This window comes from Microcoleus sp. F10-B2 (genome assembly GCF_036704965.1).
Taxonomy (GTDB): domain Bacteria; phylum Cyanobacteriota; class Cyanobacteriia; order Cyanobacteriales; family Microcoleaceae; genus Microcoleus.
Window position 1 is genome coordinate 1 of record NZ_JAUBTB010000001.1, and the last position, 14,808, is coordinate 14,808.

General features: G+C 43.9%; 19 protein-coding genes. 8 read left to right on the forward strand and 11 right to left on the reverse strand.

All coding sequences use genetic code 11. From position 1 onward, the window contains the following. The first annotated feature begins 72 nt into the window (after nt 1-72). Nucleotides 73-207: a DUF3095 family protein gene (locus tag QUA99_RS00005; protein WP_333234378.1), complete on the forward strand. Its 135-nt coding sequence runs from the start codon at nt 73-75 to the stop codon at nt 205-207. A gap of 8 nt (nt 208-215) precedes the next feature. On the opposite strand, the gene QUA99_RS00010 is transcribed toward QUA99_RS00005, so the two are convergent. Next, complete coding sequence (locus QUA99_RS00010) at nt 216-755, reverse strand: ISAzo13 family transposase (RefSeq protein ID WP_333234379.1); 540 nt, start codon at nt 753-755, stop codon at nt 216-218. A 110-nt stretch (nt 756-865) separates the two neighbouring features. After that, nucleotides 866-1,429, reverse strand: a complete 564-nt coding sequence (locus tag QUA99_RS00015; protein WP_333234380.1) for an ISAzo13-like element transposase-related protein — start codon at nt 1,427-1,429, stop codon at nt 866-868. Between the two features lie 345 nt (nt 1,430-1,774). Between QUA99_RS00015 and QUA99_RS00020 the strand changes: the two genes are divergently transcribed. After that, nucleotides 1,775-2,437, forward strand: a complete 663-nt coding sequence (locus QUA99_RS00020; RefSeq protein ID WP_333234381.1) for a glutathione S-transferase family protein — start codon at nt 1,775-1,777, stop codon at nt 2,435-2,437. A 178-nt stretch (nt 2,438-2,615) separates the two neighbouring features. Further along, complete coding sequence (sfsA, locus tag QUA99_RS00025; RefSeq protein WP_333234382.1) at nt 2,616-3,338, forward strand: DNA/RNA nuclease SfsA; 723 nt, start codon at nt 2,616-2,618, stop codon at nt 3,336-3,338. Nucleotides 3,339-3,462: 124 nt separating this feature from the next. On the opposite strand, the gene QUA99_RS00030 is transcribed toward sfsA, so the two are convergent. The 5 genes from QUA99_RS00030 to QUA99_RS00050 form a co-directional block, all read right to left on the reverse strand. Next, nucleotides 3,463-3,789, reverse strand: coding sequence for a protease inhibitor I42 family protein (locus QUA99_RS00030; protein WP_333234383.1), 327 nt, complete (start codon nt 3,787-3,789; stop codon nt 3,463-3,465). Between the two features lie 340 nt (nt 3,790-4,129). Next, nucleotides 4,130-4,567 carry a hypothetical protein gene (locus tag QUA99_RS00035; protein WP_333234384.1) on the reverse strand — a complete coding sequence of 146 codons (438 nt, stop codon included), beginning with the start codon at nt 4,565-4,567 and terminating at the stop codon, nt 4,130-4,132. A gap of 94 nt (nt 4,568-4,661) precedes the next feature. Then, nucleotides 4,662-5,750, reverse strand: a complete 1,089-nt coding sequence (locus QUA99_RS00040; RefSeq protein ID WP_333234385.1) for a C1 family peptidase — start codon at nt 5,748-5,750, stop codon at nt 4,662-4,664. Between the two features lie 311 nt (nt 5,751-6,061). Next, complete coding sequence (locus tag QUA99_RS00045; RefSeq protein ID WP_333234386.1) at nt 6,062-6,496, reverse strand: hypothetical protein; 435 nt, start codon at nt 6,494-6,496, stop codon at nt 6,062-6,064. 150 nt (nt 6,497-6,646) lie between these two features. Further along, entirely contained in the window at nt 6,647-7,378 is a 732-nt protein-coding gene (locus tag QUA99_RS00050) for a helix-turn-helix transcriptional regulator (RefSeq protein WP_333234387.1), read from the reverse strand. Nucleotides 7,379-7,708: 330 nt separating this feature from the next. On the opposite strand from QUA99_RS00050, the gene QUA99_RS00055 reads away from it, so the two are divergent. Next, on the forward strand, nt 7,709-7,861 hold the full coding sequence (locus QUA99_RS00055; protein WP_333234388.1) for a hypothetical protein: 153 nt from the start codon (nt 7,709-7,711) through the stop codon (nt 7,859-7,861). On the opposite strand, the gene QUA99_RS00060 is transcribed toward QUA99_RS00055, so the two are convergent. Further along, the gene (locus tag QUA99_RS00060) at nt 7,858-8,697 is read right to left on the reverse strand and encodes a PEP-CTERM sorting domain-containing protein (RefSeq protein WP_333234389.1); all 840 of its coding nucleotides are present in this window, start codon (nt 8,695-8,697) and stop codon (nt 7,858-7,860) included. The two genes, QUA99_RS00055 and QUA99_RS00060, sit on opposite strands and share 4 nt — an antisense overlap. A gap of 179 nt (nt 8,698-8,876) precedes the next feature. After that, nucleotides 8,877-9,464, reverse strand: coding sequence for a Uma2 family endonuclease (locus QUA99_RS00065; RefSeq protein WP_333234390.1), 588 nt, complete (start codon nt 9,462-9,464; stop codon nt 8,877-8,879). Between the two features lie 101 nt (nt 9,465-9,565). Here QUA99_RS00065 and QUA99_RS00070 point away from each other — a divergent pair, with 101 nt between their 5' ends. Then, nucleotides 9,566-10,888 (forward strand): 3-isopropylmalate dehydratase large subunit, encoded by a 1,323-nt coding sequence (locus QUA99_RS00070; RefSeq protein ID WP_333077709.1) that lies wholly within the window; start codon nt 9,566-9,568, stop codon nt 10,886-10,888. 118 nt (nt 10,889-11,006) lie between these two features. Here QUA99_RS00070 and QUA99_RS00075 read toward each other — a convergent pair whose 3' ends face one another. Then, complete coding sequence (locus QUA99_RS00075) at nt 11,007-11,405, reverse strand: transcriptional regulator (RefSeq protein WP_333154684.1); 399 nt, start codon at nt 11,403-11,405, stop codon at nt 11,007-11,009. Continuing rightward, nucleotides 11,389-11,688, reverse strand: a complete 300-nt coding sequence (locus QUA99_RS00080) for a type II toxin-antitoxin system HigB family toxin (RefSeq protein ID WP_333234391.1) — start codon at nt 11,686-11,688, stop codon at nt 11,389-11,391. Before QUA99_RS00080 ends, QUA99_RS00075 begins: the two co-directional genes overlap by 17 nt. A gap of 609 nt (nt 11,689-12,297) precedes the next feature. Between QUA99_RS00080 and QUA99_RS00085 the strand changes: the two genes are divergently transcribed. From QUA99_RS00085 to QUA99_RS00095, 3 genes are all read left to right on the forward strand, one after another. Continuing rightward, nucleotides 12,298-12,993: a DNA-binding protein gene (locus QUA99_RS00085; RefSeq protein WP_333234392.1), complete on the forward strand. Its 696-nt coding sequence runs from the start codon at nt 12,298-12,300 to the stop codon at nt 12,991-12,993. 335 nt (nt 12,994-13,328) lie between these two features. Then, on the forward strand, nt 13,329-14,027 hold the full coding sequence (aqpZ, locus tag QUA99_RS00090; protein ID WP_333234393.1) for an aquaporin Z: 699 nt from the start codon (nt 13,329-13,331) through the stop codon (nt 14,025-14,027). A gap of 129 nt (nt 14,028-14,156) precedes the next feature. Then, a complete protein-coding gene (locus QUA99_RS00095) occupies nt 14,157-14,645 on the forward strand; it encodes a gluconokinase (protein ID WP_333234394.1) in 489 nt (162 codons plus the stop codon). Nucleotides 14,646-14,808: the final 163 nt, after the last annotated feature.

The window sequence follows — 14,808 nt, forward strand, 5'->3', positions numbered from 1 at the left end:
ATTTCAGCCTAAAAGTGTTTGGCTTCCAAGTTTTCACAACTGATAAAGAAATCCGACCCACATCTGCGGAATGTGGGATATAACTTGGTTTACGGTTGGCAGGTTTTTGACAGGGCGTTGATGGCTTGTTTGGTGTTTGAATGCGGCAGACAAGTGTATTTTGTAGATGGCGCTGATGCAAGTTATGCTTTAGGAATGAAAAATTAATAACTTGATTAATTCGTGAGTTGAGGTACCGCTCGATAATTCCATTTGGGTAAATATTCATCAAAAACAATTTTCAGATTTTTTTTAAAATCATCAGTTACCTTTCGACCAATTTCATAGATTTTATCTACCACATTTACAACTACAGATAGACCCTTGTTAGTGTGAGTTTTTTCCATGAGACTTTTGACTAAATTTAGACTTGTAAAAATCACTCCTTGACAGGCTCTGGTTATATGAGGGAAGAGTCGATGTTCAATGGGATTGTATTTAGATGTATACGGAGGGTAATGAGCTATTCTGATCTCAATTCCAATTTCATCTACTAACTTTTGTAAATCTTGCTTAAAGATATAATGATTAGCATTATTGCTACCGCCACCATCACACTTAGCTAGAATCGAATTGGCATGAGGATATGCGGCCTTTCCATAATTATTCCACCAGTGTTTGATGGATTCACAAGCAAATTCACTGGTATCTTTACTGTTACCTAATGTTACATATCCTCGATTTTTTTGGCAATCGTAAATTCCATGTGGAATCACTTTCCCACAACCTAAACTCCAAAAATCATGGTAAGACAGTAATGACAGGTTCGGTTGTATAAAGAGTACCGGGACGATACAAATTCCCTAAAACTTCTTTCTTTTTGGTATCAAAACGGTTGGATGGGATTACCTGCTTTTCTATACTGTGTGTCGAGCATAGCAATATTTTCAAATTGAGAATTACGATTTTTATTAGTTCCTATTGTTTGCTTTTTTTGTGCTTTTCGCTTGACAAATCCATGCTTTTTTAAGAGTTTACTTATTAGAGGAAGACTGACAATAAATCCGGCATTTTTCAGTCCAACAGCTATTTCTTTATGCGTCAAATTTGTCCATTTAATTAGCTCATTCATTGGGTCTCCCGCTGTCTGGAACTTTAAAACTTCTAAAAAAGCTTCATCAATACCGCTCCTGGTAGCTAAAATACTTTTTCTTCCTCCTCCTTTTTTTCTGATCCTTGAATTATTAATAGTCGTTTCATTCATTGTTTCTAAATCTTTAATTCCCTGGACAATAGTATTTCGACTGCATCCGCAAAGTTTCATTATATAGCTAATTCCACCCCATCCTAATTTTTGAGCTTCGATAGCTGCATACCTTCTTTTATCCTTTTCTGATAAGGATTTATAAAATTTTTTCATTTCTGACTCAATTGAATTAGAATAAGACATGGGTTTAAACGCCAATTAGAGTAGTTGAGTAGAAAAATCCGTTGTGACTTAATCTCTGTTTGGGTGAAAATTGCAATAAGCGCACTTTTTTCAGTATAACCGATAATTCATCAACTTATTTATTTTTCATTCCTTAGCTGCTAAGGACATGAAAAAAAGATTGAACTCGTAATGGCTATGTTTATAGCGAGGAATTCAGGGCTAAGGTGCGATTGCGCTACATGGCTAAAGTCCCTACAACAAATTTTGATCTGCGTGCCTGTGTTTCGTGCTATGATTTTTTGGCGTTAATTCGCTCTAGCAACTCACGAAATTTTAGCAATTTAACTGTTAGGAGATTTGACTGTGCTGAAACTTTATTACAATCCGCTGTCCACTAACGCTCGCCGAGTCTGGATTGCTTTGCTGGAAAAAAAGATTCCGTTTGAATTAGTGGCGCTCAAGTTAAATGGCGATCAATTTCAGCCTGATTTTCTGACAATTAGCCCTTTTCACCACGTTCCTGTTTTAGCTGATGGGGATTTTCATTTAATAGAAACGCTAGCAATTCTTGATTATCTGGAAGCTAAGTATCCTGCCCCTGCACTGCTACCGGAGGATGCTAAAGAAAGAGCGATCGTCCGAATGGTACAAATGGTAGCAGTCAACGAATTGTCACCCGCAATGAGTCCTTTGGTACGCCAGACTTTCGGTGGGGCGGGCGACCCGGAAAAGTTGGAACAAGCTCGACAGCAAGTGGCGGCGGTACTGAGGTTTTTTGAGGATTTATTGGGCGATCGACCTTTTTTTGGCAGCAGCAGCGGCATTACCCTCGCCGATGTTGTGGCAGGAGTTTCCGTGCCTTGGCTGCCCGAGTTAGGCGTGTCTTTGGAAAAATACCCCAATTTGCAGGCTTGGGGCGATCGGCTAAATTCCCGCGCTTCTTGGCAAAAAACTCAAGCCAGTCCCGAACTGGTGGAAGCCTTTAAATCGCAGATGAAACAGTTGATGAAAGGTCAGCAAAGTTAGCCTTTGAGTGACTAAATCAATTAGTTAAGAAAGACATCGGACAACTGGATTTGATAACCGTGTTTTCCGGCGAATAGAATTTGCTGTGGCACAAACTATCCTCCCTCTCTAAGAGACAAAAAAAAAGAGGCAGAGCGAACCAAATTTATTACGACTAATGACCAATGACTAATGAGTAATGAATAACTTAATTTACAAATATCCTCCTCTTTTACCAGGAATTCTCATCAAGCGGTACAAACGATTTTTTGCCGAAATCGAATTAGATTCGGGAGAAATAATCACCGCGCACTGTCCGAATACCGGTCCGATGACTGGTGTTTGCATTCCAGGCAATCCAGTGCTAGTATCTCCCAGCGACAATCCTAAACGCAAGTTAGCTTATACTTGGGAATTAATTAAAGTTTGCGATACTGTGCCAATTTGGGTGGGAGTTAATACTGGGCTGCCAAATCGAGTAATTAAATTAGCTTTGGAATTAGGTTTGTTTCCAGAGTTGGGTAGTTACAGTTTAATTCAACCAGAAGTAGTTTACGGGCTAGACAAAAAAAGCCGAGTTGATTTTTGGTTGACTGGCGATACTAAACCAATTTTTATAGAAGTTAAAAATACAACTTGGGCAAAAGAAAACTTGGCTTTATTTCCCGATACAGTCACAGAAAGAGGACAGAAACATTTGAAGGAATTGATGGAAGTGGTGCGGCAGGGTTCGAGGGCTGTAATGCTGTATTTTATTAATCGGGGGGATTGTACTGATTTTGCTCCAGGGGATAGTGCCGATCGCCTTTACGGAGAATTGTTCAGACAGGCTATGAATGAAGGTGTCGAAGTTTTGCCTTGCCGGTTTGACGTGACGCCAGAAGGTGTTCGGTATTTGGGCTTAGCAAAACTGGATATTTGAGATTTGGTGCGCTTCATGGGGGCAAACTCAGTCAAACTGGTCAAGCCGACTAAATGCTACTCACCCCCCAACAAGCTGCTGCTTAGCCTCAGATGCGTAAGCCATGAAACTGTCAGAAGTGTTGCTATTCGGAGACTTGAACAGTGATTTGAAATTCCTCAATGGTTGATTCCTCACCAACCCACTCACGCAAGTTTTTTAGTTGTAATTTTACTCGACCGGGATTGTTTGCTTGAAAGGTGAACACGCGCTGCCCGCCACCACCTATCCCTGTATTACTAGGCAGATTAATGTCGTCACTTTTGAATTGTAAAACTTCTGTATCTAAGGCGGGCAGAGACCAGCGGTAGCCTGTTGTTGAATTTTCGTCTAAACGAAGTATGAGTGTCTGTCCGCGCTTGAGGGTTAAAACTGTACCACTATCGGCTTGAGATAAAGTTACTTCAGACATAGATTGTAATGTATGGGGTGATGGAGGTAGCTGTATAGATTGCTGTTTTGGCTGTGCGGTCGGCACTGGAGGAGATGTTGTGCGAGTATGTGAAGCAATGTTAGGAGACAGGGGGGTAAAGGATACTAAATAGGTCGAAAGGATTAAGGCTAAAAACATATTTATGTACAAAAGAAACAGCGATAGCCAAGTTTAGTCGCGCTAGAAGCGGAATTGGCTGGGTGGCGGTTGACGGTTGCATGGTGAACCTTGAAGTTGAACCATCAACCGTCAACATACTAGATGCAAAATCTTTGATTCCAGCGCGGCATAAACTGGGAGAGTCGGCGACAATCAAGCTTTACCAAACGTAAAGGGTGGATACTTTGTTGTCGGCTTCTTCATAGTATTGGACGGGTTTAGCTAACACTTTAGCATGGGCTGCAATGACGTTGAAGGCAACGATCGCAGAGTCAGAATTATCGGCAAATTTGCGCCAACCAATCTGATCCACATACATATAAGCGTTACGAGTTGAGCTGTTTGTCCACAGTCCCAGTACCTTTTTATCAGTTTGCCAAGCTGTGTTGCCTTGACTAACAGCATTTTGAGCGGGGGGATCGAAGGTGGGACGCTCTTCTTGACTTGCGGTTTGCTTCGCAGCTTGAACGGGAGGTTCTTGGGTGGGGTAGGCTTCCATTTTTATTTCCTTGGTATTGGGGTTGAAGGGTTGTGCGATCGCCTGACAAGGCAGACAAACCTCATTAGGTGAACCGGCTGGATTGCTGGAATAAGTCATGGTCGTTCCTTAATCTCTAGAAGCGTATCGTTAATTGTTGGACTTGGGATTTTGGACGATCGTCTCAAGTCCGCTGTTTTTTACCAGGCGTAAATTACCAGGCGTAAATTTCTTTGATGATGCCGTTCTCTTGATAGAGGCTGACTGCACGATCGCCGGCTTTAGACGCAGCAAGCTGAATCAACATATCGAGGTTTGTTTCATCGCTAGCATCAGAGAGTTTTCTCCAGCCGATGCCTTCGCTGACATAAACGTAAGCATTGCGATCGGCATTATTTGTCCAGAGTCCGAGAATTTTCACATTTGACAACCAGCCGGTTTCAACGATGCCATCTACCGCGAACATACTAGAGTCAATCCCGCACTGCCCGTAAGCGATGCGGAAAAAGCCATTCTCACCAAAGTTCTGTCCCCAGCTATTTTTGGCAATCCAATAGCCTTCGGTGTCGTTGTAACCCACGATCGAGACACAGTGACCACCCTCAACCTTGCCGCTAACCATGCGATAAATGCCGCTTTTGTAAGCGAAGAAATCTGTGTAGACAGTGAAGCAAGCTACCAACGCGCCGCGAGTGGAAAGCCATTCCTTCATATCTGCGATCGATTTAATCTCATGCCACCCGCTAATTTTAACGGCGCTACTTTGCCAGTTACTCGCGAGGTTGCTGCAATTTTGATCGGCTGCGGTGTAAGGGTAAGAAGCTTCGATGGCGAGTCCTGTTTTGGCAGAATCCATTGAGGGTGGCACCCACCAACCGTTCCCGCAGTTACGTCCTAGGGCGCGGGCATAGCAGTAGAACAAGTGAGCTTCGGATAAATCGATCGCCAGCGCCGGATTGTTGCGAATGCGGCGAAGGGTGGTTTCGATCGTTGCCACAGTACCAAACGCCACACAAGAACCGCAAGAACCTTGGTCTTTGACTGATGTCACAAATCCACCTGTCCGCATATCGAAGCTAGCGGGAAACCCAGCAGTCTCGCCTTTAATCTGTGCCGACTTAAAGACTTCCTGATTGATCTTGGAGATCTGCTCTTGTTCTTCCAAAGACGATTCGTTAGGCCCAGGCGTATAACCGAGGCGCAGTTGCTTTTCGGCATCTGAAAGCTGAGTCATGCTCGTTTCGCCAGCTTGCCAAGAGGCACCTGCTAGCTCGATTGCTGCTTGCAATTTAATGGAATCCATGTCATCTCCTTAAAATGTAAAGTAGGTTGGAATCAAACTAAAATCGCTCGTGAGTTGCCGTATTTTGTGCTCTTTTTTCGAGCTGCGATCGAACGCTGGATAACAGCGTTTGATTTAATAGTCTTCCAAATAAACTTTGCGAACAATACGACGATCCGCGTACAGGATTGTGAAGACATTGCAACAAATTTGGCCTGTTTTTGGCATAGCTTTTTCTCACAAGACCGTGGCGTGAGAAATCTGGGCTTACACCCCAGCGCCAAGCCTTGCGTTTATGGCGTATGGCCTGGGGTTTCCGGCAAAAAAGCTAGCTACAAGCAGATAATCGTGCCGTTCTTAGAAACACACTTCCACGAGGAAAAAGGAGTCGTCCGATAACAAGCCTGTGCTTTATAAGTCAGACACTTACCTTGCAAACACACTTGAATTGATGCCTTAGCTAAAAGGATATTCCCTTGAAGTGTCTGGCACTTATTGAGACCTATATTGGCGCAGGCTACCTCAAGTCCTGCCAGTTTCAGGCAGACTTTAAAGCCATCGCCAACTTTGGAATAGCAAATTGCGATCGGTCCAATGATGTTAAAGCAACCGGAGAGGGCTTCATGCAGTTCTAAAGTTGCTGCCATCTCCCCATCTGCTGCGGCTACTTCCGCAACACCTTCCGGACTAACCAAGGTGGCTAGTCCCTCCCCATCTAGGAATTCCAAAGGATCGTAGTCGAGTTCTATCAATTCATGGTTTGCCATAATCTTGTCGCCTTCATTTAGGTTTTAGTTGTTGTCAATTAGACACTTCAGGCAAACAGCAACTGCGGTGATGCTGTTTGCTTTCTTTGTGTATGCTCTAATTCTCTTCAACATCAACTCGGGCAACTATACGACGATCTGCGTATACAATTATGAAGGTATTGCAACTGATTCTGCTTTTAATAACCCCAGCTTTTCCAGAGCAACCATAACAGCAGCAGTCCGGGTTTGTACGCTTAGTTTCCCGTAAAGATGCTCCAGATGTTTTCGCACTGTTCCTTCACTGCAACCGAGCACTTTAGCGATTGCTGCATTGCTTTTATCTTTGGCAATCCAGAATAAAACCTCCGCCTCGCGTTTGGTGATTCCTAGCGATTCCAGGGCGGAAATAGAAAAAGATTGCAGTTCTTCTTCCTCCAATAGCAACAGATATTGCTCCTTGATGGGATCGGGAATCAGACGGACGCTCAACTGTCTTCCTGCTTGTTGAATGTGCAATGGTAAACAGCGAGATGGAACATCTCCGTTGAACTTGAGTCGCGCAATCTGATCCTTGAACCAATGTTGTAAGGATTCTGGCAAGGAATATGGGATGTGCGGTAAAAAATACTGGCTCAAAAGTTCTTCTGCCCGTTGAGTCATGAATTTCACTTGCCCTGCAATCTCCACAACTATCGCCCCTACCCGATCCAAGATTTGTTTGACTATTAGCTTAATTAAAGTATCTGGTTCCTTGCCAGTGCGATCGCTCTCGACTTCGAGAGTAGAATGTTGGTAGCAATTTTGGTAACTTTTGGCCTCAGCTTTTGCTGCTGGGAATTTATCAATACCTTCTGATGTCAAAATAACTGCGCGCTGACGCTTTTGTGTCTGGGAATTCATGGGAAGTATCTCCATTGGCATACAGGGTGAGAATCACGAAACAAGATACCCTTGCAGTGCGGGTATCTAGCTCATTTCACTCTTGTTGAGGTCTACAACTGTAGAAATGCACTCTGAAATTTTTTGACAGTCCCTGATTTAAGTGGCTTTTCTTAAGTAATCACTAACTAATAACACTCGCTAGCTGTTAGTTACCAGTCGCATAATCGAGTGACTTGCATAAATTTTATTTTTGTGTTAAAGGCAGTAGAGGGTATTGTATAGATTAGCGATTGGCGAAAAATAAAGTGACAGTCAATCGATTTTAGATTTTAGATTTTAGATTTTAGATTGAAGAAAGCGACCCCACGGATTTATCCGGGGGCTTGTACCCTGGTTGTTTTTGGTCAGGAAAAAATTTTATTATTTAATCCGCAAAATATCAATTTCTACATGGGAGGCGATCGCGCTTTTTGGAAAAATGCGATCGCTTCCAACACCTAGCGCTGTAAAAAACCCTTAGCTAGGCGTTTCTTAATCTTGAAGGCAAACAAGCCTAATCCTGCAACGATCGTGGCAGCCATACTGCTAGGTTCTGGCACTGCTTCAGCAATACTGAGAGAATTGATGCCCACAGCCCGATCGCCCTCAGAACTGCTATAAACGAGCCGCGAGATGTTGGCCGCATCACTGCGAACACCGAGAAATTGAGCCGAATTATCTAGCGCTAATGAGGAGGTTCCTTGGGTTGAGAAACTGCCTAACAAATTATTATTACTGTCAAATGCCGAGATCGATGCAGTGAATAAAAATGTATCATCTACCGCTATTTGCGTCCCGGCGGCCGCTACGGGGCGATCGAAACTAATTGTCAGCGGGCCTGGGTTTCCTACTGATGGCTGCAGGCCTGGTCTTAAACCAGTCAACAAAATGAAATCGCCGCTGGCAAAGTTGGTGGGAATGCCTGGTGAAGGTAAGGTTTGAAAAAGTAAAGGAGGCGTCACTCCTGGGGCTGCTGCGGAGGGAATGCTGACATTAATTCCGAGTCCTTGCTCCGAGGTGACTGAGAAGAAGTTGGGCAATACTTTAAACGGCGGCTGGACTGGCCCTAAAATCGACCAATCAACGCGATCGCTCCCTCCTAATGCAGCGCGATCGCTCACGAATGTCAGATTAGCAGCTTCAACTGGCGGTGCTAACAGAATTAGCAGAGTGCCGATCGCAGTTCCCGCAGCGGATATTTTTAGCGGTCGCGTTTTTTTTTCTATCGGTACAAATTCCGGCAGGCGATCGCTTTGTGATAGATGCACTTTGAAGTGTTGAAATTTGTTACAAATCATAATAATTTCTCCCTTCAACTTTTCCACAAATTATGACAATATTCGGGTTGCCTCCCAACTGAATGTTTAAATTAGGTTGATGTCTAATATAGTTTACATCCTGAGAATTTACTATTATTCTTTAACAAGACATAACATTACGCATAATTTCGTAAAAGTCGGTGTTATCAACATTTTGTTCAATCTGTAAATAATGGAACTTCCAGCACAAATCCAGGTAAAACATCTTCTCCAGAAAGTTGTGTTGGTAAAGAGCGAACCTCTTTTGTTTGTCCCTGTCGGTAAATTTCTACCTGCTGATTCTGTGGATTAAACAACCAACCCAAGCGCACGCCACTTTGCAGGTATTCCAGCATTTTATCTTGTAAGGTTTGCAGATTGTCCGATCGCGAGCGCAGTTCAATGACAAAATCCGGCGCGATGGGGGGAAATTTCTGTCGTTGTTCTGGAGTCAGCGCTTCCCAGCGAGACAATTCCACCCATGCTACATCAGGAGAACGAGATCCTCCACCGGGCAATTTGAATAGCGTAGAAGAACTAAACACCTTACCTAGTTGGGTTTGGCGATTCCAAATATAAACCTCACCGCCGAGATCCATCTCGCGACTACCGCTATCGCCGCCCACTGGAGACATCACAATTAATCTTCCTTCAGCATCGCGCTCGATCGTCAATTCAGGATTGCTGAGACAGAGTTGATAAAACTGCTCATCGGTAAATTGAACGCGATCGAGATTAACTTTTAGGGGTAACGTCAGCAAGGTCATCGTCATTACTCCCGATTTTTGAGACCTGGTAATTTCTATTTTAAGATAATGTTTCGCTTACAATACACTTGTAGCATCTAATAAAAAAGAGCGATCGCACTATGGGAATGACTCTGACCGAAAAAATATTAGCCAAAGCATCAGGCCGCACTAAAGTCGAGCCCGGAGAAAATATCTGGGTAGAAACAGACGTGTTGATGACCCACGATGTCTGCGGCCCCGGCACCATCGGCGTTTTCAAACGCGAATTCGGTGAGAATGCGAAAGTCTGGAACCCAGACAAAATCGTCCTCATTCCCGACCACTACATTTTCACCAACGACGAACGCGCTAACCGCAACGTCGATATTCTCCGCGATTTTGCCAAAGAACAAGGGATAAAATATTTTTACGACATCACGGATCGATCGGACTTCAAAGCAAATCCCGACTACAAAGGAGTTTGCCACATCGCCTTAGCACAAGAAGGCCACACCAGACCGGGCGAAGTGCTCTTCGGCACAGATTCCCACACCTGCAATGCCGGCGCTTTCGGACAATTCGCCACCGGTATCGGCAATACAGACGCGGCTTTTATCATGGGAACCGGCAAACTGTTAATCAAAGTTCCGGCAACCATGCGCTTTGTATTCAACGGCGAACTGCCGGATTATTTGTTAGCAAAAGACCTGATTTTGCAGATTATTGGTGATATTAGCGTTGCTGGTGCTAACTACCGGACAATGGAATTTGCTGGCGATACAGTGGAACGTTTGACGATGGAAGAACGGATGACGCTGTGCAATATGGTGATTGAAGCTGGCGGTAAAAATGGCACGGTTGCGCCGGACAAAACTACGTTTGATTACGTTACTTCGCGGACTGACAAACCCTTCGATTCATTTTACAGCGATGGGGATGCTAAATTTTATAGCGATCGCACCTACGATGTCAGCAAATTAGAACCAGTCGTCGCCAAACCTCACTCTCCCGACAACCGCGACTTAGCCCGCAACTGCCGCGATGTCAAGATCGATCGAGTTTACATCGGTTCCTGCACCGGCGGCAAAACCTCCGACTTCCTGAATGCCGCCCGCATTCTCAAAGGAAATCAAGTCAAAGTTCCGACGTATTTAGTACCAGCAACTCAGAAAGTTTACGAAGATTTGTTTGTCACAAAATACGAGGGTCAAACGCTTTCGGAAATCTTCTTAGCAGCAGGCTGCATCGAGCCCGCAGCGCCTTCTTGCGCCGCTTGTTTGGGGGGGCCAAAAGATACTTTCGGGCGGATGAATGAACCCGAAATTTGCGTGTCTACAACTAACCGCAATTTCCCCGGTCGGATGGGGAATAAAGAAGCGCAAGTTTATCTAGCTTCGCCTTACACGGCGGCGGCTTCTGCCCTGACTGGGTATGTCACCGATCCGCGCGAATTCCTGTGTTAGAAGTTTATAAGACTTACGCACGAGTGTTTAGAAACCGGGTTTTTTTACGACAAGACGCATTGTAGACCGCAAATTAGGTAAAAAACCCGGTTTCTGGGCCCCCCTGCGTCCAGGACTGTTAAATAAACAAGCTAGGTGAGATTTGAAAATAATCGCCGAGTGCCTTAGCTTGTGCTTTGCTAATGGATCGCTTGCCGTTCACAACTTCAGATACTACGCCGCTAGATCCGATGATACCTACCAAGTCTGCTTGGCGGGTGCCGCTGGATTCCATGATATGTTGCAAAATCTCATGAGGTTCTGATTTGTCTATCGGATAGTTTTCTGTCTCGTAAACTTCTATCAAAGTGACTAACAACTTGTATAAAACTTTCTCCTCTGGAGTGAGGTTTTTAGCAAATGTTAGCCTTTCTGCAACTGCCAGGAGGCGATCGTATTCTTCTTCAGTTTCGATCGCCTTGGGAGCAATTTCTGCCAGCAAGTTGCTGTAAGTCGTTCGGTCAAAAGTAAGGGTCATTTTTCCATTTTTCTTTGTCGTATTCAGAGTGGCTTAGGAAATATTTGTAGAAAACAGTTTGGTTCTCATAGTTAATCCCAACAATCAGGCGATAGTCGTTGCCTTTGATATTAAAGACGGTAAAGTTTCCTACTGCTTCGGCATCCCGATAAATTTTGCGAACATCCTCCAAATTCTGCCATTCCGCTTTGTTGACAGTTTCTTTCCAAATCTCAATTTTGTTTTTGACATCCGGGTATTTAGCAGCATCATCACGGAGGTTGCGGATCGAAATTAGGTGCATTTGTTTTTAGCTTTTTAGTGTTTTTGTATTGCATCTCTTTCGCTTCCCTAACGTGGCTTATTCCATCACTTTATACAGGACTTACTCACAGATTTTATCTATAGCAATCCTTGCAAGAGTCATCAACTTTTTACCCCACCCCAACCCTCAGACCGGGTTCGGGGAAGGAGTAAGAAATTCACAAATGATGCGAGGATTGCTATATAGAGCGATCGCTGTCCACCAGAACTCTACAGGTGATGTCAAAGTTCAGTTATGCAGCGTTATACTAAATCCGGGTTAGGCATCCCCTTTATTGTCATTGCGAGGGAAGCAAAGCAATCGCAGAGACGCAAGCGATTGCTTCGCTTCCCTCGCAATGACGGAATATTTATAACAGGGGTGGTAAACTCGGATTTGGTATAAGTCCTGCTGGTATACTTATACTCTCATTTTGAGAGGAAAGTGTCAAGGGTCGATCGGGCAAACATTTTTTAAGCCGCGTAGGTGAGTTGTGTTTGTGCAGTGCGCACTGCGCGCCCTACTTGAATTGACAGGAGATTTGCTTTGAAAACACTATTTCTGGCTTGGCCAAGCCCGGGTCGCGATTCTTAGTTTCCGATTGGTCAATTGACATTTAACGGTAAAGATTACCAGTTCAATTATACAAAGGGTGTTCTAGAAGCTAAACTTAAGTGCGGGTTTCAACCCTTGCCATCTTTCCCGAATTTCAATAATGTTTACACTTCACAGAAACTGTTTCCCTTGTTTTCCAATCGAGTGATGGCGCGATCGCGCCCTGACTACCATGAATTTGTACAGTGGTTGAATATCCCTGAACACGAACATGACCCAATTGCTTTATTGGCGCGCAGCGGAGGCAAACGGGCAACGGATAAATTTGAGGTGTTCCCTTGTCCCGAACCAGATGAAAATGGACGTTACTGTATCCATTTTTTTGCAGATGGACTGCAATACCTTTCAAAGTCGGCAATTGAACGGATTAATCGGCTTCAAGTGGGCGAACTTTTGTATTTAGCCCACGAATTTCAAAATCCGCGCGCTTCCCGTCTGCTTCTGTGTACTAAAGATCACTGGATTGCAGGCTATTGTCCGCGCTATCTTTTGGAGGATATTTTTGAAATTATCTCGCAGCATCCAGCATTGGTTTGCGTAGAAGTCGATCGCCTCAACCTACCCCCAACGCCGCTACAGTTCCGCTTGCTGTGCAAGATGACCGCCGATTGGCGAGAGTTTCGCCCCTTCCAAGGTTGGAGGTACCAGCCGTTTAGCAGTGATGTTTTAACTGCAAGGGCGATCGGATAATCAGCAACAATCAGTAAAATTACGATCGCATAATTAGGGAAAAAGTCAAGTTAATTATTGTGAATTGAATACAGAAGATTGCACAATTTATACAAATAATTAACTCTATGTTGACATTTTTTCTATAATAGAGTACGTTTGAGCTAATTTATCGATTCCAAATTCCGCCGTCTCAGTTTAAGCCCGTAAAATTTATGAAAGTTAGAGTTACACAGTGCTAATGATTTCCATTAGTATTGTTCCTCTGCCTGAAACAAATTTGAGTTCTACTTTTGATAATTAGAATTCGTCTGGGTGCGAAATAGACCGAACATAAACTTCAAAGAATTGTGAGTATGAACAAAAAAATAAAGATTGGGGTTGCTGAAGCTTTTGGTACTTTTGTGTTGGTATTAGGTGGATGTGGCAGTGCGGTTTTAGCTGGAGACAAAATCGGCTTCTTGGGAGTTTCGATCGCCTTTGGCCTGTCTCTCTTAATCATGGTTTATACGATCGGCCCGATCTCGGGATGCCACATTAATCCGGCGGTAAGCATCGGTTTAGTAGTTGCCAAACTGATCGATGCTGTTTTGCTTCCTTATTATATAGGAGGTCAGATTGTAGGGGGAATTTTAGGCGGTCTTGTTTTGTATATGATAGCATCAGGAAAACCGGGTTTTGATGCGGCGGCTTCGGGATTTGCGTCTAACGGTTTTGCAGAACATTCTCCCACTGGTTACGGACTTTTGGCAGCAGCTTTGACGGAAATTGTACTGACTGCTTTTCTGTTATTTACAATCATGGGTACTACCCATCCCAAATATCCCGTCGGTTTGGGCGGAATTCCCATCGGCTTGATGCTGGTGTTGATTCACTTAATCGGAATTCCCGTAACCAATACTTCAGTTAACCCAGCTAGAAGTATCGGTGTGGCACTTTTTCAAGGCGGATGGGCAATCCAACAGTTGTGGGCGTTTATTGTATTCCCAGTGATTGGTGGAATTATCGGCGTTTTGGCTTATAATTTCATTAAACCCACTATGGAAGAAATTTGATCGAGAATCAAAAATAAACCGGGTTTATTGAATTTTTTAGGGTGGTAGAATTCATCCGGCAACTTAAGAAACCCGGTTTGTCGATCGCACAACTCGATCAAATTGCAAGTATTTCGGTAAATAGGTGGCATGATTACGATCGTGATGGGAGTCTCCGGTTCTGGCAAAACTACTGTTGGCAAGTTGCTGGCGCAATCTCTCAATTGGGATTTCAGCGATGCCGACGATTTTCACCCATCAGCTAATATCGAGAAAATGAGTCGGGGCATTCCTTTAGAAGATGCGGATCGCTTTCCTTGGCTATTACAATTGCAAGCTGCAATAGACAGGTGGCTGTTAGAAAATAAAAATGTCGTGTTGGCTTGTTCTGCTTTAAAAGCATCTTACCGCGAAATGCTCTGCCGCGACCAACAGCGGATGAAAATAGTTTATCTCAAATGTTCTTTTCAGCTATTAATAGCCCGGTTAACAAGTCGCGAAAATCACTACATGAAAGCAGACTTGTTGTTAAGTCAGTTAGACACTCTCGAAGAACCAGAAGATGCAATTATCATAGATGCTTCGCAACCGCTAGAGGTAATCTTGCGCCAAATTAGAAATCATCTGATGTGCGGTTAATGGCCCGCAATAAAACCTACAGCGTATTCCATGTTTATGAAGTGTAGGGACACGGCAATGCCGTGTCCCTACGGGGGTCGATCTATCTGGGGTGTACTTCATAAACGTCGAATCTGCTGCATAATACCAAATCTGGCTTAAATATCCCTTGATTTCTTAGTTT